19 protein-coding genes are annotated in these 19347 nt (G+C 42.4%); 11 read left to right on the top strand and 8 right to left on the bottom strand.

What is annotated here, in order from left to right; translation table 11 throughout:
- The first annotated feature begins 5 nt into the window (after positions 1-5).
- Both RHM67_RS04245 and RHM67_RS04250 read left to right on the top strand, forming a co-directional pair.
- On the top strand, positions 6-2087 hold the full coding sequence (locus tag RHM67_RS04245; protein ID WP_322230869.1) for an alpha-L-fucosidase: 2082 nt from the start codon (positions 6-8) through the stop codon (positions 2085-2087).
- A 65-nt stretch (positions 2088-2152) separates the two neighbouring features.
- A complete protein-coding gene (locus RHM67_RS04250; RefSeq protein ID WP_322230870.1) occupies positions 2153-2764 on the top strand; it encodes a glycoside hydrolase domain-containing protein in 612 nt (203 codons plus the stop codon).
- Positions 2765-3273: 509 nt separating this feature from the next.
- On the opposite strand, the gene RHM67_RS04255 is transcribed toward RHM67_RS04250, so the two are convergent.
- The 5 genes from RHM67_RS04255 to RHM67_RS20585 all read right to left on the bottom strand — a co-directional run bounded on the left by RHM67_RS04255 (position 3274) and on the right by RHM67_RS20585 (position 7811).
- Entirely contained in the window at positions 3274-4758 is a 1485-nt protein-coding gene (locus tag RHM67_RS04255; RefSeq protein WP_322230871.1) for an MBOAT family O-acyltransferase, read from the bottom strand.
- Between the two features lie 51 nt (positions 4759-4809).
- Entirely contained in the window at positions 4810-5826 is a 1017-nt protein-coding gene (locus RHM67_RS04260) for a hypothetical protein (protein ID WP_322230872.1), read from the bottom strand.
- 194 nt (positions 5827-6020) lie between these two features.
- Entirely contained in the window at positions 6021-6191 is a 171-nt protein-coding gene (locus RHM67_RS04265) for a GIY-YIG nuclease family protein (RefSeq protein WP_322230873.1), read from the bottom strand.
- A gap of 1087 nt (positions 6192-7278) precedes the next feature.
- Positions 7279-7548: a hypothetical protein gene (locus RHM67_RS04270; protein WP_322230874.1), complete on the bottom strand. Its 270-nt coding sequence runs from the start codon at positions 7546-7548 to the stop codon at positions 7279-7281.
- Positions 7530-7811: a DUF4396 domain-containing protein gene (locus RHM67_RS20585; RefSeq protein WP_323514517.1), complete on the bottom strand. Its 282-nt coding sequence runs from the start codon at positions 7809-7811 to the stop codon at positions 7530-7532. The genes RHM67_RS04270 and RHM67_RS20585 overlap by 19 nt, the downstream gene beginning before the upstream one ends.
- Before the next feature lie 186 nt (positions 7812-7997).
- On the opposite strand from RHM67_RS20585, the gene RHM67_RS04280 reads away from it, so the two are divergent.
- The 9 genes from RHM67_RS04280 to RHM67_RS04320 all read left to right on the top strand — a co-directional run bounded on the left by RHM67_RS04280 (position 7998) and on the right by RHM67_RS04320 (position 15246).
- Positions 7998-8309 carry a hypothetical protein gene (locus RHM67_RS04280; protein ID WP_322230876.1) on the top strand — a complete coding sequence of 104 codons (312 nt, stop codon included), beginning with the start codon at positions 7998-8000 and terminating at the stop codon, positions 8307-8309.
- Positions 8310-8605: 296 nt separating this feature from the next.
- On the top strand, positions 8606-8875 hold the full coding sequence (locus RHM67_RS04285; protein ID WP_322230877.1) for a hypothetical protein: 270 nt from the start codon (positions 8606-8608) through the stop codon (positions 8873-8875).
- A 27-nt stretch (positions 8876-8902) separates the two neighbouring features.
- On the top strand, positions 8903-9232 hold the full coding sequence (locus RHM67_RS04290; protein ID WP_322230878.1) for a Mu transposase domain-containing protein: 330 nt from the start codon (positions 8903-8905) through the stop codon (positions 9230-9232).
- Positions 9233-9257: 25 nt separating this feature from the next.
- Entirely contained in the window at positions 9258-9530 is a 273-nt protein-coding gene (locus tag RHM67_RS04295) for an ATP-binding protein (protein WP_322230879.1), read from the top strand.
- Positions 9531-9827: 297 nt separating this feature from the next.
- On the top strand, positions 9828-10862 hold the full coding sequence (locus tag RHM67_RS04300; protein ID WP_322230880.1) for a glycosyltransferase family 61 protein: 1035 nt from the start codon (positions 9828-9830) through the stop codon (positions 10860-10862).
- A 92-nt stretch (positions 10863-10954) separates the two neighbouring features.
- Positions 10955-13132 (top strand): peptidase domain-containing ABC transporter, encoded by a 2178-nt coding sequence (locus RHM67_RS04305; protein WP_322230881.1) that lies wholly within the window; start codon positions 10955-10957, stop codon positions 13130-13132.
- 10 nt (positions 13133-13142) lie between these two features.
- Positions 13143-13664: an HlyD family secretion protein gene (locus RHM67_RS04310; RefSeq protein ID WP_322230882.1), complete on the top strand. Its 522-nt coding sequence runs from the start codon at positions 13143-13145 to the stop codon at positions 13662-13664.
- Positions 13661-14122, top strand: coding sequence for a cysteine peptidase family C39 domain-containing protein (locus RHM67_RS04315; protein WP_322230883.1), 462 nt, complete (start codon positions 13661-13663; stop codon positions 14120-14122). Before RHM67_RS04310 ends, RHM67_RS04315 begins: the two co-directional genes overlap by 4 nt.
- A 23-nt stretch (positions 14123-14145) precedes the next feature.
- Positions 14146-15246, top strand: coding sequence for a vitamin K epoxide reductase family protein (locus tag RHM67_RS04320; protein ID WP_322230884.1), 1101 nt, complete (start codon positions 14146-14148; stop codon positions 15244-15246).
- 1 nt (position 15247) lies between these two features.
- Here RHM67_RS04320 and RHM67_RS04325 read toward each other — a convergent pair whose 3' ends face one another.
- The 3 genes from RHM67_RS04325 to RHM67_RS04335 are packed head-to-tail and all read right to left on the bottom strand — an operon-like array spanning position 15248 to position 19297.
- The gene (locus RHM67_RS04325; protein ID WP_322230885.1) at positions 15248-16369 is read right to left on the bottom strand and encodes an FkbM family methyltransferase; all 1122 of its coding nucleotides are present in this window, start codon (positions 16367-16369) and stop codon (positions 15248-15250) included.
- A gap of 4 nt (positions 16370-16373) precedes the next feature.
- Positions 16374-17447, bottom strand: coding sequence for a glycosyltransferase (locus RHM67_RS04330; protein WP_322230886.1), 1074 nt, complete (start codon positions 17445-17447; stop codon positions 16374-16376).
- Positions 17444-19297 (bottom strand): glycosyltransferase family A protein, encoded by a 1854-nt coding sequence (locus RHM67_RS04335; RefSeq protein WP_322230887.1) that lies wholly within the window; start codon positions 19295-19297, stop codon positions 17444-17446. Before RHM67_RS04335 ends, RHM67_RS04330 begins: the two co-directional genes overlap by 4 nt.
- Between the last annotated feature and the right edge of the window lie 50 nt (positions 19298-19347).

Genomic DNA, 19347 nt, shown 5'->3' on the forward strand with positions numbered 1-19347 from the left:
TATTAATGAGAAAGTATTTAATAGCAATTGCCCTTGTTGCGGCCGGCTTAAACGTTTCGGCACAGTCTGCCCTTAAGCCTTATGGCGTATTGCCAAGCCAGCGCCAGCTAAACTGGCAGGAAACAGATATGTACTGTATAGTGCATTTTAGTATGGCTACCTATACAGATAAAGAATGGGGCTATGGCGATGAAGAGCCCGGCATATTTAACCCCCAAAGCTTTAGTGCCATGCAAATTGTAGGCGCGGCAAAAGCAGGTGGTTTTAAAGGGATTGTGGTAGTGGCAAAACACCACGATGGGTTTTGCCTTTGGCCAACCAAAACTACCGATCATAACATTAGCAAAAGCCCCTACAAAAACGGCAAGGGCGATATCCTGAAAGAATACCAGTTAGCATGCCAAAAGCTGGGGATGAAAATGGCGGTTTACTGCTCGCCATGGGACAGGAACAACGCCCTTTACGGCAAGCCCGAATATGTAACCAAAGTTTACCGTGAGCAGCTGAAGGAGTTATACAGCAATTACGGCCCGCTGTTTATGTCGTGGCATGATGGTGCCAACGGCGGCGATGGTTACTACGGCGGCACCCGCGAAGCGCGTAAGATAGACCGATCGACTTATTATGGTTGGGATACTACATGGGGCATCACACGCAAAATGCAGCCCGGCGCATCTATATTTGGTGATGTTGGCCCGGACGTACGCTGGGTAGGTAACGAGGAAGGCCATGCCGGCGAAACCTATTGGGCAACTTATACACCCCACGCACCCGAAGAAGGCAAAGTGCCTGCTAACGGATTTGTAAAAGATTACGAAGGTACAGAAGGAACCCGTAAAGGCAAATTCTGGATGCCTGCAGAGTGCGATGTGCCGTTAAGGCGCGGATGGTTTTACCACCAGTCGCAGGATGGGCAATCAAAATCTGCTTATAACCTGGTTGACCTGTACTACAAAAGTGTTGGCCGTGGCGCATGTTTAGACCTGGGCCTGTCGCCAGATAAAGATGGTGTGATAACCGGTGAGGATGTAAATATCCTGAAAAAGTTTGGCGGCATCTTAAAGCAAACCTTTGCTGTTAACCTGGCTAAAGGCGCATATTTTAAAGCATCCAATATCCGCGGAAACAATAGTGCAAAATACGGTACAGCATTTTTAACAGATTATAGCCGCTATACCTACTGGGCTACAAATGATAAGGTTACCAAACCCACTTTAGAGGTTAACTTGCATGGTACCAAAACCTTTAACGTTATCCGCCTGCGCGAGAACATTAAGCTGGGGCAACGCATAGAAGGCGCGGCTTTTGATGCCTGGATAGATGGCGCGTGGAAAGAAATTGCCACTGTGCCAAGCGTTGGCGCTAACCGTTTGGTGCGCTTGCCATACAATATCACTACAAATAAAGTAAGGTTACGCATTACCAGATCGCCGGTGGCTGTTGCCATAAGTGATTTTGGCTTGTTTAAAGAGCCGGTACATTTGGTTGCACCTGTCATCAAACGGAACAAAATGGGCGAGGTGGCTATCACCACAGAAGCACCTGTAGGCAGCATCCGTTACACTACAGATGGTACGCAGCCAACGGCTTCTTCCCAGGCGTTCATCAAACCGTTTATGTTGGCCGACGATGGCGAAATAAAAGCCATAAGCCTTGATGGTAACAATAAACCGAGCGAGGTAAGTACGCAAGCATTCGGCTTGTCAAAAAGTAAATGGCAAGTTATCGGCGATGACGCCAAAAAGGCTATTGACGATGATGACAATACTTTTGCCACCAAAACCAGTTCATCTGACTTGGTGGTAGATCTGGGCGCAGCATATACTATAAAAGCCTTTACTTATTTGCCGAGGCAGGATAAGCAAACCGATGGCATGGTAAGCGGCTACAGTTGGGCTGTTAGCAATGATGGGGCCACATGGCAAACCGTTGCCGATGGCGAATTTTCAAATATCAAATCAAACCCAATAGAACAATTGGTGCCGCTGAAAGCCGCTGTGAAAGCCAGGTACTTTAAATTAACGGCTTTAAAACTTATCAGCGGAACAGGAATAAGCGCTGCAGAAATAGGCGTACAAGTAAAATAGTATGATATTAATGAAGAATAAATTAAGATTACTTATACCATTTTTTTATAGCATCGGCGGCTTTCGTGCAACCACCGAAAAAAGTAAAGGCCGGCCAACAGGCTGATCTTACCCAATACGTAGACCAACTGATAGGCACCGGGTTCCACGGGCATATTTTTGTTGGTGCCAACGTGCCATTTGGCGCTGTACAATTGGGGCCAACCCAGCTTTCAAAAGGATGGGACTGGTGCTCTGGCTACCACATTTCAGATTCTACAATTATCGGCTTTCAGCATACTCATTTAAGCGGTACCGGTATTGGCGATAACTTTTACACCACTAAACCGGATGGTATTATCGGTAACGAAGATGTCGGCCAAATGTCGGCTTGGTATGTGCTTTCTACACTTGGTTTTTACCCGGTAAACCCGGCTAATGGCATGTATGTATTTGGCAGCCCGCACGTAAAAGAGGCTACTATTTCACCTAGCGATAAAAAGTTCCACATATTGGTTAAGAATAATAGTGCAGCTAATAAATACATTGCAAGTATTACTTTGAATGGTAAACCGCATCTAATTAACTATTTGCCGCATAGCGTTATAGCCGCAGGAGGGGAAATGGTGATAACCATGTCGGCCAAACCAACGCTGTTTGGAACAAGCCCGGAAAGCAGGCCGAGATCAGTTAATTAATTTAACACCAGCGGGAAGAGCAGGGATTTCTTTCCTGAGATCGAATTACAAGAAGGCGTGTTGCAAGCGCTTGATCAGCAGATTTTATGGTGTAAAAAAGGAGATAATAAATAGATGTTATCTCCTTAAGTAGCAGGGAGCAGCAAATGCAAGCATAACAGCTAAAACACATCTTGTTAAATATTAACTGAAATCGCTGATTAAGTTCATTTTCTGATCTTCGTTTAGTGAAAAACAAGTAAATCATACAACTTATAAGAGAAATTTCGACGAAGTGAAAGCCGACCGCATTTTGCTACTTTTAAATGCCGCAAAATATATAACAGCTAAATAAGGCAGATGAATATAGTTTAGCCAAGGGTAAACCAAAAGGAACTTCACAGGTTAATCTTGCTTCAGATTACCTTAGCGATTCCCACTAGTAAACAACATCCTTAAAAGTATAATTAACGTTTGTTGCACTTATAGCCCTAAAAGAAATGCTTATTAAATGTTCTTGTCATAGTATTTTAGAACTGGAAATAAATAAATGATTTACTGGTACCCTGACTTAAAATAATCAGGATCAATAATAAGGCCCATACAATACCCAATAGCCACCACGGTAATTTTGCAGAGGTTTTTAAAACCGTTGTATCCCGCATAAACCAATGAAATGCCAGCATTAATGACACTACAATTGCTACCTGCAATAGAGCAGCAGTAGTAAGTAATGGCGGCCCAGCGGGCGGAGCCTGGCCTGCCATGGATTTTAATAAACGCCATGCGATTGCAAAGGTAGCCGAACGGAAAAATACCCAGGTTACACAAATAAGCAGAAATGTAAACAGCGCATATAAAAATCCGCCATTGCTTTTGCCGGGTAATACAGGCGCGAATGAGGCTGTAGCAATAACAGGCGCCAGTGGGGCACTATCGGGCAGGTGTGGTTTTTTTATCCTGCTGTCTTTCAGCGCTTTTTCTATCCATAAATAAAAGCCATGCAAACAACCCCAGGCAACGAAGGTCCAGTTGGCGCCGTGCCATAAGCCGCCAATTAGCATCGTGATCATTACATTTATATAGGCCCTGAATTTGCCTTCGCGGTTGCCCCCTAAAGGGATATAAAGGTAATCACGCAACCACGATGACAGGGTAATATGCCATCTGCGCCAAAAATCCGAAAATCCGATGGCTGCATATGGATACAAGAAATTTTGCGGTAAAATAAAGCCAAGGCAAAGGGCCACACCTATGGCAGAAGTAGAGTATCCTGCAAAATCAAAAAATATTTGACCAGAAAATGCAAGCACCCCTGCCCATGCATCAAGCGGGCCCATATTGCCCGGTGAACTGAAAACGGTATCGGATGTTGATGCAAGAAGCGTGTCGGCACAAACAACTTTCATGAATAAACCAAGTGTTAACAGCAGTAAGCCGTTAAGTAATTGTTGGCCCGTAGCTGTACGGGGTGTTTCAAATTGAGGCACCAGTTGAGGTGGGCGCACAATAGGGCCGGCAACGAGGTGAGGAAAAAAGGTTACAAATAACGAAAAATCAAGCAGTGATTTTACCGGCTTACTTTTCTTTTTATACATATCAATGGTATAACAAAGTGTGGTAAAAGTATAAAAAGAGATGCCGGCAGGTAATATGATATTTGGTTTAGCGGGATGGTAGTTTAAACCTATGGCATTACTAAGGGTCACAAAATTCTCTAATATAAAGCCACCATATTTAAAAAAGCATAACATACCCAGGTTGCCTATTAAACTTATTATTAATAGCAAGTGGCGTTTACTTTTATTGGGTTGCGTGTATAATGCCCTGCCTACAAAAAAATCTACAACGGTAGATAACCATAGCAATAAGATGAACGGCGGATTCCATGCTGCATAAAAAAGGTAACTGGCAATTAGCAAGTTTATCTTTTTAGCCTTCCAGGAGATGGGAAGGTTGTGCAAGCCGAGTATGATGGCAAAAAATATAACAAAGGTATAGGAGTTAAAAACCATGGCGTTAGCATTTAAGGTTTAGTGTGATTTTTGCGTATAGGAGCTAAAATGTTATAGGCCCCAGATCTTGTCGTGTTTTAAAATATTTACCAAGGTGTGGGTATAGGTTACGGCGCCTGCGGGCGATAAATGCGAAAACTCCGGGCAGGTAAGTGATGCCATTACGGGATAATCTGCGTAGTAAATACCCTTGCACCCGGTTTCTTTTAATAACCTGTTCCAGTAAGCCTCACGCGGGAACATATGGTTTTCGGCCATTAAAAAAAATCCGCTCGAAGGTGTCCTGGTGAAGACAACGTCACCGCCTCTTGCTTTAATTTTAGCTACATCGCGCGTTACCGACTGCATAACCAGGTCAAGTGCTTTGCCGCTCATGGGTGGTGTAGGGTCATTTTTCAATAATCCCCAAATGGCTTTTACTTTATTGCGTTTATTAGTATCGGTTACAAAATCTGCACTCATTTTAGTTTGTCGGTTTAAAAGTGTGATGCCGAAGCCTTGTGGGAAATCAAGAAATGGATATACCATTGGCCTGTTTGGAATATGCATTTCGCCAATAAAGGCATTGATGGCGTATTTGCCATTATTTAAAAAAGCCAGGCGGCTTTCTATCGGCTTATCGATAAGGAAACTTAATTTCTGAGCCGGTGTACGTTCTTTATAATAAGCTATGCCTGCATCAGGTGAAGCATTGCCACGATTACTAAAAAATAAAACTTCAGTAACATCAATAATAAGCTTGCCTTTGAATTTAGGGTCATTAGCTAAATTAGTGAGTATGTGTCTTGGCGATGAGGCTACCATTGCCAGCTGTATAGCGTGTTTATTTGTGAGCCCTTGCCAGGTGGCAATATCAAGATCATATTTAATACGGGAAGAGCCTATGAAAACTATTGATTTATCGGAAGGCTCGTAAACCTGTTCACGGGTATGTGCCCATAATTCCGGGCCGTCGTCATAATCGGTAACCACACCTTGATGCCGCAAGTATAATTCCCATGAAATTACAAAAGCTAAAACAAGCAGCAGGGCTAACGCTGCTGATTTTACAGATAGTTGTGTTTTCATTATCAAGAAATAAATGTTCGTGTAAAAGCAGTAAACTTCGCGAAGCGCCTGTCCCTAATAATAATTCCCGCACCGCTTTAGGAAGGTATACGTGGTGTAATATATTGTAAAAGCCTGTAATTTAACTATTTATATTGAAAAACAAAGTTTTTAACTATTTATTTTTAAAAACTGTATGATAATTAAGGTGAAGCCTACGATAGATGTTGATGTAATGAGTTTTTGGTAGTATAAGGGCGGTATTTCACCGTGTGGCCTTTAGTAGCAAATTGGTTATGTGAAAGGAAACGGTTGTTGAGATCGGCTGTAAAGCCAATATAGATCTCGTTAAAAGAAGGTGAGTACAACACGTAGACGGTAAACATACGCTGTAATTAAATTAGGAAGGCCCCATAAAGGGGCCTTCTACAAGTAGCCCTTACTGGGCAAATCTCGAACTATTTTATGGAAGGTTTAAGAAAAATTTCTAATATTTCCATTCGCATATAACGAGATAATCTTCCCCTCTGTCAGCCCGTAGGGGAATAATTTCGAACCATTTTCTTAAAGATTTGAAGCGATTAACTAGCTAAAATCCAGCGATTATTCATTACTTATAAAGACGTCTCGAACAATCTTATGGAGTATTTAAAAAGAAAAAAAACAGAAAGGAATGACATATAACTTGTTAATTTTAACAGATCGATGATTGTAAATACATGAATACAAACTTTGTGCCAGTGATGCTTGATGCAGCCCATATTGGAATTTGTGGCAACAACGCTGGTATAAGCGGTGCTATTGAAAGAAATTGGCATTGACATGACTGTCCTTTAACTTGAAACTTTTCTTTTCATGCTTGCAGTAATTATCCTTTATCTCTGATTCTTTGGTAGAATTATCCGGCATTGCATAAATAATGTAACCGATGCCAGTTTACCGCAGCAATAAAGCGGGTCGCTCTGATACCCAAACAGGATAAAAGATAAATGGCCGTTAGAAATATGAGCGCGGTACGTTTCAATGATCGTAAATAAGTATTTTAATTAAAACCTTTATTTGGGCTAATGCTCACCAATAATTTTTCTACTATAAGATTTTTTATAATATAAATGAGAAGCAAGTGAGAATTAAGTATATTTTAAAATAGAAAAAAGGTAGCGGCGGGTTGAAATTTTGCACCAAAGGGGAGAGAAATAAACGTTCGTTTTAAGAGAACATAAACCGCTATTGATACGCTAAATAGATTATAAGTAACTCTATTTTTGCGACATTTTAATTGTAATGGAGATGCCGACCTTTGGATACTTACTTAAAACTTCTTGTATTAAGAAGTTAATCTTCTATATCTTTACAGCATTCAATTGCTAATGGAGCAACGCCATCGTCAGCGACTATCAGACCCCTATTAAACGAGCATTTAGTTATATGGGTCTATAAATAATATTCCATTTATTAAACCGCAAGCGGCAATTATAGAATTATTACCTTATATATTCTGCTCATATCCATATTCTTCATTTCACCCTTTGGCTTCATAGAAAGGTCACCCCAATATCTTGCCGCTGAAATACCAATGGCCAAGATGATTATCGAAGTTATTGCTACAAAAATTTTTGTCCTTAAAGAAACGTTGCTATTCATATCCATTCCCTTCATATCAGTATTCTCTTTTTTAACAGCAAGGACGCTATCATCAATGTCCTCATTTATTGCTTTCATATTCATTGCTGATATGTCCATACGGGCATATTCGTTTCCTTCATTTCGTCATTTTCTTTTGCACCTCCTTTGCCTAATGCTCTTTCCTTACCCATTCCATGCTTTAATTTATTTTTTACCATCCACCAGTTTACAGGTATTGCAAGCAGGCCGCCAAGTAATGAGGCAAGAGACATAATACCCCAGAACGTAACGAATGAGCTTCCATATTTCGCATATCGGCAGTCATTAGGATAATCATAACCGGTATCATTCCTGCCATTACAAAATTCATTGACATCCACTCGGGATACCAGGTTTTACGAACAGCTTCTGCGTAGCAGGAAACTACTTTTTAAAGCGGGATTAGGTGGAGATTATGATGAATGAGACCACATTATTTCGGCGCAAGCTGACCCTACGTTTCGGGGCAAACTGACCCACCAAAACGCGTAGCAAATGCTGTAGAAGCAACCATCTTTTGAGGGCAAATGACCCGTTCTAAGATGGTCAATTTGACAATCAGCATTAGTAAGATTAGAAAGATTTTAAGGATGAACAGCCAAGGGCGCAGCACGCGATTTATAGCTGCTCAAATTGGTTCATACTGGAATACCGTAAGAAAGTACCTGGCCGTCCTTAAGAAGAGCGGCTTTACCTTTGAAGAAGTTAATAGCCTGAACGATAAGGAACTGGAAGACCTTTTCGGCAAGACCAGGGAAAACAACCAGCCAAGCAGTCGTATGCAATCCATGCTGCGCTGCTTCCCCACGTCGATAAAGAGCTTAAAAAGACTGGCATGAACCGGCAGATCTTGTAGGAAGCCTATATCAAGGAGTTCCCCGAGGGCTATAAGTATACCCAGTTTTGCACGTACTACAACCAGTGGAAGACCAAGGTCAATCCGACCATGCACATGGATCATAAGGCCGGGGACAAACTGTACGTCATTTTTGCGGGTGAAAAGATGAGCTATACGGACAAGGAAACCAGTGAAGTAGAAGTATTTGTAGTAATCCTTGCGGCCAGCCAGCTTACCTATGTAGAGGCTGTTATGAGCCAGTAAAAGGAAGACTTTATAGCGGCCTGCGAGAATACCTTGCACTTTATCGGGGGCGTTCTTGCCGCCATTGTGCCGGATAATCTGAAAGCGGCCGTAACCAAAAGCAGTCGCTATGAACCTACCCTCAACGAAACATTTGAAAACTTTGCCGATCATTATGGCACTACCATATTACCGGCGCGGGCGTACCGCCCGCGTGACAAGGCATTGGTAGAAGGTGCGGTTAAGATTGTTTATACCAAGGTATACGCCCCTTTAAACAAGCATATCTATCATTCTTTAACAGAACTCAATACAGCGATCTAGCAGGCCCTGAAAGCCCATAATAGCCAGTTGCTCAAAGGCCGCAATTATAGCAGGATACTACAGTTTGAAGAGATAGAGCGCCAGACCCTGGCACCACTGCCTGTGTTGCGTTACCAATTCAAAAAACACTTTTATGCCAGGGTGATCAAGAATGGCCATGTCAATCTCGGCCCGGATAAACACTACTGGAGCGTGCCTTACCGCTTTATTGGCAAAAAGGTCAAGCTGTTATACTCCCGCACCATTGTAGAGATCTACTACAATTATAAGTGTATCGCTTTACACCCGCGCGAAAAGAACCCCTACGGTTATACTACGCCTGTGTATTGGGCTACCGGGTATATTGTACACCAGTAAACCCAAACTGTTCGCTAAACTGAAGATGGCCAAGGCGGACGGCTCCTACATGAAAGAGCTGGCTAAGATCGAAAGACAGCAATTGCTCATACTCGACGACTTTGGTATCCAGCCTTTTGATGCACAAAGCAGGGCTGCACTAATGGAGATCATTGAGGACAGGCACGGTAAGACCTCACTGATCATCACTTCGCAGTTGCCGGTGAGCAAATGGTTTGAAGTGATCGGTGAAAAAACGGTTGCTGATGCGATCCTCGATCGGATCGTTCATGATGCACACCGCATCGAGTTAAAGTGAGAATCCATGAGAAGAAAACGTAATGTTGAACCGGAAAACAGCCATTAATGAAATTACCTTTTAAATAACTATTTTTTGTACATGCTTTTATAGCATTTGCTGCAACCCAAAAGTCAGCTAACCCCTGGAACAATTTGGCCCGAAATAGGGTGGTCAACATCTCCATAATATACACTGGTAAACCTGTTTCAGAAGAATTAGCGCTTGCTGGTCGGTTTGGCTAACTACCCTGATTTCGCCTAATTATTTAATCCACGGAAAGTGAGGATTGACAATTGATATAATTAACTTAGGCTTATGAATGTCACCCATGTTGATGTGCGTTTACCACTTAACTTGATACCTTCGAACGCCTGCCTGTTCGAGCCTTATCAATATTATCAGATAGCTGAGCCGGAGGTTGCTAACCTCCGCGATATTTTTGTAACTTATTCGGGGTTTTGTGCAGACGAGGATGGCCTGATTAGGGGCTGTCATCACGATCATCCCTATCAGATGGCTGGCTTTGTAGCCGAAGCGATGTATTATTACCAGGACGTTTCAGATAACCCGGAAAACCTGATCGAACTGAATGCCGACAAAAAACATCTGCTAGTGCATCATCCGTGGTTCAACTATTACCATTGGTTGTGCGAGTGTATCCCCAGGTTGTGGCGCGTGCGGGCTGAACTCGATAACTTGACGGTACTATTACCGGAGCATTATTTGGGGACTGATTTTATTACCGGTTCGCTAAAACCTTTTAATATTAAAGATATATTTGTGATACCTCCGGGTAAAAGCTTATTGGTCCCGCAATTGAAACTTCCGGCTATAAAACCGATCTGCGATTCCTATCATCAAAAGGAATTGCGGGCTATCGCTCTATTCTATAAAGAGTATGCCGCGAAGCACGTGCCTGATATAAACCTTGGTGACAAAGTTTACCTAAGCCGGAGAAAAGCCGGGCGTAAAAAGGTTATAAATGAAGATGACGTAGAAAGCCTTTTACAGGAATACGGTTTTCGTACAGTATATAATGAAGATTTCTCATTTCTGGAGCAGGTAGCAGTATACCGCAATGTCAATTATTTGGTATCCATTCACGGATCCGGCCTTACAAATATGCTTTTCATGCCTGAAGGTTCCAGTATACTTGAGATAATGAAAGCGAAAACAAATGACCTTGCCAGGCCAAGTTTTGTTTTTTGGTATCAGGCTGATGCTTTAGGCCATAATTATTTTGCACAAATAAGTGACCCGTTAAGTGAACCAGATGATTACTTTTTTGGTGATTTTTTCATTGATATTGATGAATTAAGAAGAAACATGAACCTAATGATGGCATCCTGAAATGCGGTGCAGGTTGCTTTTTGTAATCAAGGTTGTCATCACCCATCTTTTTGATATATTAGCTAATCAATGTGCCTCAATTAGGCCGGCCTATGTTAAGATCATTTCCTAACTTTAAACAACTGGACACAACGGACTGCGGCCCGACGTGCCTTCGTATTGTTGCAAAACACTTTGGACGGGATATCAGCCTTGCCACTTTACGCCAGTATTGCCAGATAAATAAGGATGGGGTTAACTTGCTGGGTATTAGCGAAGCAGCTGAAAAAACCGGCTTCAGGTCACTTAGCTTAAGGTTAAGCGCAGATCAACTTGCCAACGCGGAACTTCCCTGCATTTTACACTGGAAAAATAACCACTTTGTAGTACTCTACAAGGTTTATAAGGGTTATTATTATATCTCTGATCCTTCAGGCGGAATAATCAAGCTCAATAAAAAAGAATTTATAAGCAGGTGGGGTAACAAGGCCGAAGGTATCGGGATAGCCCTGATGTTAGACCCGTCGCCGGCGTTTTTCCAATTTGAAGATGATCAAAACCACCTTGACTGGCGCGGGCTTTTTAAATACCTCATTAAATACCGTAAGCTGATCTTACAACTTTTATTATCTCTCGCTATCGGCACTGTTTTACAGCTGATATTCCCTTTTCTAACACAGGCAGTGGTAGACATAGGCGTTAATACTAAAGACCTTAATTTTATATACATTATAGTAATTGCACAAAGCGCATTAATACTCGGGCGGGTTTCTGTAGAATTTTTAAGGTCCTGGATCTTGCTGCACGTTAGCACAAGGATAAACCTTTCTATCCTTACCGATTTCCTGATTAAACTGATGCGTTTGCCCATGAGTTTTTTCGACACAAAAAAAACGGGCGATATTATGCAGCGGATGAGCGATCAGCGCAACATTGAGGTGTTTTTGACAGGATCTGCATTAAACCTCATTTTTTCAGTTATAAACCTGATTGTTTTTTCTATTGTACTCGTATTATATAATGTCACAATTTTCATAGTTTTCTTTGTAAGCGGCCTTGCATACCTCGCCTGGATAAGCTTGTTCTTTAAAAGCAGGCGCGAGCTTAATTATAAGAGTTTTGATATCTCCTCTAAAACGCAAAGCAACGTTGTGCAGCTGGTCACCGGTATGCAGGAAATAAAACTTAACAACTGCGAGCGGCAGAAAAGATGGGAATGGGAGAGGCTTCAGGCCGTGCTTTTTAAGTTCAATGTCAAAAATTTATCGCTTAGTCAGTACCAGCAGGGTGGTTCAATGCTTATCAACGAAGGCAAAAACCTCATCATCACTGGCCTTAGCGCCAAAGCAGTTATTGATGGGCACCTTACCCTTGGTGGTATGGTGGCTATACAATATATTATTGGCCAGCTTAACGGGCCGATAGAGCAAATGCTGGGTTTTATCAGGTCCTTCCAGGATGCCCGCATCAGCCTCGAGCGATTGAACGATATCCAGGGAATACCTGATGAAGAACCAGCCGGAAAACAATTGATTTATGAACTGCCTTCAGACAAAACAATTCGCCTTAACGGCTTATCTTTTACTTATCCCGGGGCCGGAAATGAACCGGTGCTAAAAGAGGTTAACCTAATAATACCAGCTGGTAAAACAACTGCGATAGTGGGTATGAGCGGCAGCGGAAAAACAACTCTGCTAAAGCTGCTGTTAGGTTTTTATGATGTATTGCCGGGGAGTATCATGATTGGAGATACACCGCTCAAAAACCTAAGCTACCGCTCATGGAGGGGTAATTGTGGTGTGGTTATGCAGGACGGGTTTATATTTTCTGACACCATTGCCAATAACATTGCTGTTGGGGAAGATCAGATAGATAAGCAAAAATTATGGCATGCAATTAACGTTGCCAATATTAACGATTTGATAGAAGGCCTCCCGCTTGGGATCGATACCTTGATAGGCGCGGAAGGGAATGGTATCAGCCAGGGGCAACGGCAACGGCTGCTTATTGCCAGAGCAGTTTATAAAAATCCCAGCTATATTTTTTTTGATGAGGCAACCAACGCCCTTGATTCTCGCAACGAACGCGTAATCATGGATAATATGCTTGGATTTTTTAAGAGCAGGACAGTAGTAGTGGTGGCCCATCGCCTAAGTACAGTAAGCGATGCGGATAAAATTGTAGTTTTGGATAAAGGCATTATTATCGAAGAGGGGACGCATAAGGAACTTATAGCTATGCGTGGCGAGTATTATAAACTGGTAAAGAATCAATTGTCGCTTGGTGAATAAATATGATAACATGCCATTGAAAGAGAAAAATATCGCCCAGGCGCGCAACAGCCCGGAACTGGATGAAGTAATATCGAAGCCACCACCTTCGCTTATTGGCTGGGGCATTAGCACGATGACGGTTATCCTTACCATTCTGATATTGATCTCCGCCTGTGTTCAATATCCCACTTTGATAAATTCTTCGAAAACCATCCTTAACATTGAAAAAAACGGCACGCTTACTGCACGGACGTTGGTCTCTGAGCGCGACATTAGTAGAATACAGAAAGGACAGCTGGTCTATATCCGTCTGACAGCTTACCCGGCGGATAAATTTGGCCAGCTTCGTGGCAAAATAACTCGTGTTGAAGGTATTCAAAATGACGGTGACGTCACAGTGATGGTTACAACTATCTCTACTATATCGGACGCCGGTAAAAGTATCCCCGTTTTCAGCGGCATGACCGGGGAGTCGCATATTTTAACCGATAAAGCATCTCTGTTACGACGCATGTATGTTCAACTTATGGAGGTAAATTTTTCAAAATGAACAGTGAGAATACTTATAGGGTACTGCAGGCATTAGTCAATATTTTAAAGGTTAAGCTAACCTCAAAAAGTATCAGGGTTGAACTGAGCAAGCATCCCGAATATTACAGTTTTCTTGGCATGTCAGATGTGCTGCGTACCTTCCATATACCCAATGGCGTATTTGAATTATCCAATACGCAGCTTGATGAAGTCGAACTCCCTTTCGTTGCCCATATGAACACCAATGGCGGCGAATTTGTATTGGTGACCCGATTAAGCAGCGACAGCGTGGTGTTATTTAACGAAGTTTACGAGCATAAGTTTACAGACCGTAAATGGTTCAATGAAGCTTATACCGGCAAAGTGTTGGTGGCAGAGACAACTGACGCGTCAGGTGAGCAGGATTTCAGGAAAAAAAAAGACAGGAATTTCGTGAAAAGTACCGCGGTACTTTTCTGCTCGGCGGAACTATTGTAGTGCTGATTTGCCTTTTTGTAACTATGTACCCGCTATTGAAACCGGAGCCCTTGCTGCTTTGTTCGCTGGGTTTAAAGTTGATGGGTGTCCTTACCAGCGCAGTGCTTGTTTTAAAAAGCATCGATATCAGTAACCCACTGCTTAACCGCTTATGTTTTGCCGGCCCGGGAAGTGATTGTAACCAAGTCATTTTTTCTGCTTATGGAAAGATCACTGATGAACTGAGTTGGGCGGAGGCCGGGCTTTTATATTTTTGCAGTACATTTTTAACCATGCTATTTACCCTGGCATGGCCCGGTATAAACGCTTACTTTTTTCTTTTGGCGCTGCTGTCCTCGTTATACATTTTTCACTCATTATATCTCCAGGCATTTGTATTAAAGCAATGGTGTTTACTTTGCATTTTAACGCTTGTTATCTTATGTTTAGATGTAATTTGCCTGGTTCAGTTCTTCCAATGGCCCCTGCCTTTACTACCGGTAAACATAATTTTTAAACTTGGGGCTTGTTTTGGATTTGTAGTGCTGGCCTGGGTGGCAATTAAACCCGGCTTAAAGGCTTCGCGGATATTGGTCAGCACCAATACAAAACTGCGTGATATTAAAGGCCGCAACATCCGGCTTTTCAGAGCACTTATGGCCGGGCAGCCATTTTTAGATATCCCGCCACCGGCGATAACCATTATGGAGGGCAAGCAATCCGCACCTATTACAATAACTGTTGTTTCCAAGCCCTATTGCGAGGCCTGCGGTGAGGCGCACCGCGAACTTGCTTCATGGTTGGAAGTACGTGATGACATTCAGGTGCAGTTGGTATTTTATGTGCTTAATTATGAAGACGACGCTGAAACAGATATCGTAACATATCTGATGCAGATCTACCGCCAAAGCGGACCGGAGCAGGCAAAAAAAGCACTTGGTGAATGGTTTGCAAGCAAATCAAAGGATCTTGACAATTTGAAACGGGGCTATCCGTTAGCACAAATGGTTAACGTAAGCACAGATCTGAAGCGTCAGCAACAATGGTGCCTAGACAATGACATATCCGTTACGCCTATGATCCTTATCAATGGCAAGCAGTTGCCTGCATTTTACAAGCCGGAAGAAGTTAAATATTTTATTTGAATCAGCTACGGGGGATTTTGGGCGACGGCATAAGGTTTATTTGTTCCCAAAGCGCAACTTTCTGTCTGCCCCGCTCATCCAGGGTTTGCTCCTGCCGCACGAAATAAGCATTAAATTCAACAGCTTCTCGGTTAAAATGGCCTGTTTGTTCTAAATGTCTGAGGTAAAACCCGCGGTTGTAAAGAAACTTATGAATATCACCAAAAAGCTTTTGTCCATGATAAAGTTCCAGTAAGTGCGTTTCCAGTTCAATACACAACACCTTATTTAATAAGTCTCCAAAACCGTTCAAAACCTCATACTCAAAACCTTGTACGTCTATCTTAATAAAATCAGGCACCGGGAGATTTTTTTCGGCAGACACTTCGTCGTAGCGGCGCAGTTCAGTTGGAACTTTTCCGATCACCGTAAACCATTTTTCCAAATTAAAACGGCGGAGCACAACCATATTTGGCTCCAGCACAGAGGAACAAGACTGTGATGCCGTTAAATGAATATCCCTGCGTTCCTTGTGGTCGCCGAGACCAACTTGCAATATTTGCGCATCAGGATAGCGCAATCCGATCTCAGCGGCTTGCGATTTGTCGGGTTCTATTAATATCAAACGAAAATTAGGGTCGGCAGCAAACTTTTCCCATTTTACGGGTAGTCCGTAACTGGCACCTATATCAATATAGGATATCTCTAAAGGCAGTTTATGCAGAACCCCTGCCTTTTCTTTTTTGACTGTAGCTTCCCGGTGCGCTGTATGATCCTGTTCGTCAAGTTCCATTACTAATGCAGTTCCCGCGTAGATTAGTTTAAATGAATTCAACACCATAGGCACCTGGTAGCAGTTTCGGTTAGTAATAATTACATGCTGTTCATCCAGGGCTGTTACCAATAGATATTCGCCGTTATCGCTGGTAACATACGCAACAAAAGGAAGTTGTAATTCGGCAAGTTCCGCAAATGTTATTTTAAAAGCACCGTTTGGGATGCCATAGCGACTTAGGGTATCACTTAAAGCAAGCAAACTTGGATTATCGGGATGGTTATTAAGCGACTTGCACGCGGCTAATATATCTTTGCCAGGCCGGTATTGCCTAAGTAATGTGCTCAAAACATGTTCCGCGCTGTTCATTTTATCATGAATTTATTACATCTAATAAGGGTCTGAAGCATTGTTCCGTATCAAAATGTTGAGTCATGTAAGTGGCTGCATAACAACTTAATTCTTCCCTTAAAAATGGGTCCCGGATTAATTTGTCAATTTGTTCGGCAAATGCTTTGGGGCTATCAGCAATTAATAAAGCTTTATTAGCGAGTCCTTCAAGCCCGCGTGCACCGTGAGCAGTAGTTACCAGCGGTACACCTGCAGCCAGGGCCTCGAGCGTTTTGATCTTCATGCCGGCGCCAAAGCGAACAGGATTGATCATGATATCAGCCTCGTCATAAATATTGTTGATGTTTGGAGCATAGCCGCGCAAAGTGACTTGGGGCGGTAAACTTTCCTGGGACAGCCTGTGGCAGATATTTCCGAAAATGTGCAGTTCAACCGGGTATCGGGCAGATATATCAGGCCAGGCGGTTTCGATGAAATGAGCGATGGCGTCAATATTAGGCAGGTATTCGCTGGCCATATAAACGATTTTTTTAACGATAGGTCGCGTTGATCTGTGGTGAGCTAAAGTAGGGTGCGGGCACAATAATACTTTTCCGGGAATTACTGTTTCAAGTTTATTTCTGTCAGGCTCGCAAAGGACCATTACCTTATCATAAACTTCCATAATGGCAAATTCGTCTTCGGGCAACATCTCGGGCAGTGCGCCGCTATAGTTAAATTGACCAAATTCCCGTGTACGTTCGCTAATGATATCATGCATATCAAGAATCATCTTTACATGCTCATCAACAAAATTAAGCATGTAACTGAGGTGAATATACTCGATAATAACTAAATCCGGGCTGTAATGGTTCAGCAGCTCTTCAAGTTTTTGACCGTAACCTGTAGGTGAGAGGATGTATTCGTCATTCAGGATCACCATTCGTGCAGGAATATTTTTAACCAGGTCCTTATCTGTATCCGGCACCAAGCCAATGTAGGAAATGGTTAAGTCGGAAATCCTGGCCAGGTAATTTGCTAAGGCACTAATACGAACGCGGTGCCCGGCGCCTTTTTTCCAGAAATCAACATCGGTAATCAATAATATTTTTTTCATTTATTATCGTTTGCTGCCTGGTTAATAAAATCAAAGATCAGGCTTTTTGCTTGTGGTGGCAGTCCCAGCGTATCAATAATCAGGTCACTTACATCATTTAGAATCATATCATGTTCGCCATCAGATGCCAGCGATTCGCAGACCTTCGCCCAGTTTTTCATCCACTCATTTTCCGGCTCGTTTAAAAATCCGGGCAAAGCCAGATCATTTATAATTTCATTTAAAAGTAAGGTATTATCTTTAAGAACGGCAGATAATTGCTCATTGAGAAACATTTCACTATCCGCACTTCGTTGGGCATAATCTCTGTCAGGCATATTTAAACATTGAACGGCAATGACGTGGAGATAAAAAGCAAGTGTAAAGGTTGTGTCAGTATCAATAGGCTCCGGAGATAATACACCCAGGATGATGTTAGTAAGCTGTTGGGATAGAAATATAATAGTGGGGAGGCATAGTTTCTTAGCATTAATGGTTGGGAAATTATACATACCATAAGCGATTTGCCCGGGCGTAAAATCAGAGAAGGTGCTGTGTGTGCGAACAGTCGGGGTCCATTGGGGTGAAGGTAGAGATTTGATAGCCTGCAAGATTTTATGATGGACAGTAGTCAAAAGGGCTTCGGCCCTGTGACAGGGGAGGAGCCAGGTAATACAAATATTCGCCCCCCGATATTTGCTTAATCTTAAAATGCCAAATGCATTATTGTTTTCTTCGACCAAACTTTTAAGCGCAGGCTGCAGTATATCCTTCAGCAAAACAGGCCACTCATTGCCCGGCCAATAAAACGATGATGTAATTACGCTATGACTGTCATTTTTTAAAGAAAATGGCGGGCGGATTGTATAGCCGGTATCATCATTTAGAAAGTGCCTGTTATTAAACTGTGTGTAAAACATTAACAGGTCGGTGATTAACTTTTTATCTCGTACTTTTTCGAAACGATTGTCATGGTCTGCAAGCTGATCGTTGATAAGTGTGTATGCATTGATTTTACCGGCATTATTGTATAACTTCAATATATTCTCGTTTTCTTCCCATGTTCCCGTATGCCATTTGGGCGTGGTAAGCGCATATTCATAGCGGAATGTTTTTGGATGTAGCACATGCTCGGGGAACCCGCAATGGTGTGTAGTGCGGTCTATAATACATCCCCGGGCATAGGTACCATCTTTAAATACATATAAAATATGCGAGCGGGAGGGCGATACAAAAGAAAGATACATGTTTTTAAGCAGAAGGAAGGCTTTTTCTTCGCGAATCCTTTCGTCATCGCTATGTGTAATTGCACCAAAAAAATGCAATTCAGTCATCACTTCACGTTTTAGCCCCGTTTTGCTTAATTTCTGTATCAGTTCATGGTCCTCAAAGCCATAACCATCCATTTTTTCATTGTATCCTCCAACCTTTTTAAAATCGTTCTTTTTGCAGCAGATCCTTCCAAACAAGTCAGGAGAATTAGGCTGCTCCGCGGAAAAGGCTGTCAAAAATATCTTCTCGTCAAACAAGAACTGTTCGTTGATGTATTTGGCAAAGTCCTTGCCCGTAAAATTATCTGCGTCTACATTACAAACAATTTTGCCTTTTGCGGCACTAAATGCTAAATTGCGGGAATGGCTTCGGTGAAAATATTCGTGTCCGGGTGATTGAATATACACTACGCGGCCAGTGGCAATATCTCCTGCCATCGTTGTGGTGATCCATTCTTTAAGTCCGTCTTTTGAACCGTAGTCCAGGATAATGAATTCCAGCCAAGGATAATCGATATTATCTTTAAGGTTTTGCGGTAGCGTTTGCTTTAAATGGTGCAAACGGTTACGGATGGCCGTACAAAATGAGATAGTATGCAACTTATAAAGTAGTAGTAATTGAAATAGTGGACACAACTATGATAAAGGAA

This window comes from Mucilaginibacter sp. 5C4 (genome assembly GCF_034345625.1).
GTDB classification, from domain to species: domain Bacteria; phylum Bacteroidota; class Bacteroidia; order Sphingobacteriales; family Sphingobacteriaceae; genus Mucilaginibacter; species Mucilaginibacter aurantiaciroseus.

Excerpts from the sequence above, each read along its gene's own strand:
- RHM67_RS04280 (WP_322230876.1), top strand. The coding sequence starts at position 7,998 with ATGACCCGTTCTAAGATGGTCAATTTGACAATCAGCATTAGTAAGATT.
- RHM67_RS04330 (WP_322230886.1), bottom strand. The coding sequence starts at position 17,447 with ATGAAAAAAATATTATTGATTACCGATGTTGATTTCTGGAAAAAAGGC.
- RHM67_RS04255 (WP_322230871.1), bottom strand. The coding sequence starts at position 4,758 with ATGGTTTTTAACTCCTATACCTTTGTTATATTTTTTGCCATCATACTC.
- RHM67_RS04310 (WP_322230882.1), top strand. The coding sequence starts at position 13,143 with ATGCCATTGAAAGAGAAAAATATCGCCCAGGCGCGCAACAGCCCGGAA.
- RHM67_RS04260 (WP_322230872.1), bottom strand. The coding sequence starts at position 5,826 with ATGAAAACACAACTATCTGTAAAATCAGCAGCGTTAGCCCTGCTGCTT.
- RHM67_RS04315 (WP_322230883.1), top strand. The coding sequence starts at position 13,661 with ATGAACAGTGAGAATACTTATAGGGTACTGCAGGCATTAGTCAATATT.
- RHM67_RS04325 (WP_322230885.1), bottom strand. The coding sequence starts at position 16,369 with ATGAACAGCGCGGAACATGTTTTGAGCACATTACTTAGGCAATACCGG.
- RHM67_RS04320 (WP_322230884.1), top strand. The coding sequence starts at position 14,146 with ATGTACCCGCTATTGAAACCGGAGCCCTTGCTGCTTTGTTCGCTGGGT.
- RHM67_RS04300 (WP_322230880.1), top strand. The coding sequence starts at position 9,828 with ATGAATGTCACCCATGTTGATGTGCGTTTACCACTTAACTTGATACCT.
- RHM67_RS04245 (WP_322230869.1), top strand. The coding sequence starts at position 6 with ATGAGAAAGTATTTAATAGCAATTGCCCTTGTTGCGGCCGGCTTAAAC.
- RHM67_RS04265 (WP_322230873.1), bottom strand. The coding sequence starts at position 6,191 with ATGTTTACCGTCTACGTGTTGTACTCACCTTCTTTTAACGAGATCTAT.
- RHM67_RS04270 (WP_322230874.1), bottom strand. The coding sequence starts at position 7,548 with ATGGACATATCAGCAATGAATATGAAAGCAATAAATGAGGACATTGAT.
- RHM67_RS04295 (WP_322230879.1), top strand. The coding sequence starts at position 9,258 with ATGGCCAAGGCGGACGGCTCCTACATGAAAGAGCTGGCTAAGATCGAA.
- RHM67_RS04305 (WP_322230881.1), top strand. The coding sequence starts at position 10,955 with ATGTTAAGATCATTTCCTAACTTTAAACAACTGGACACAACGGACTGC.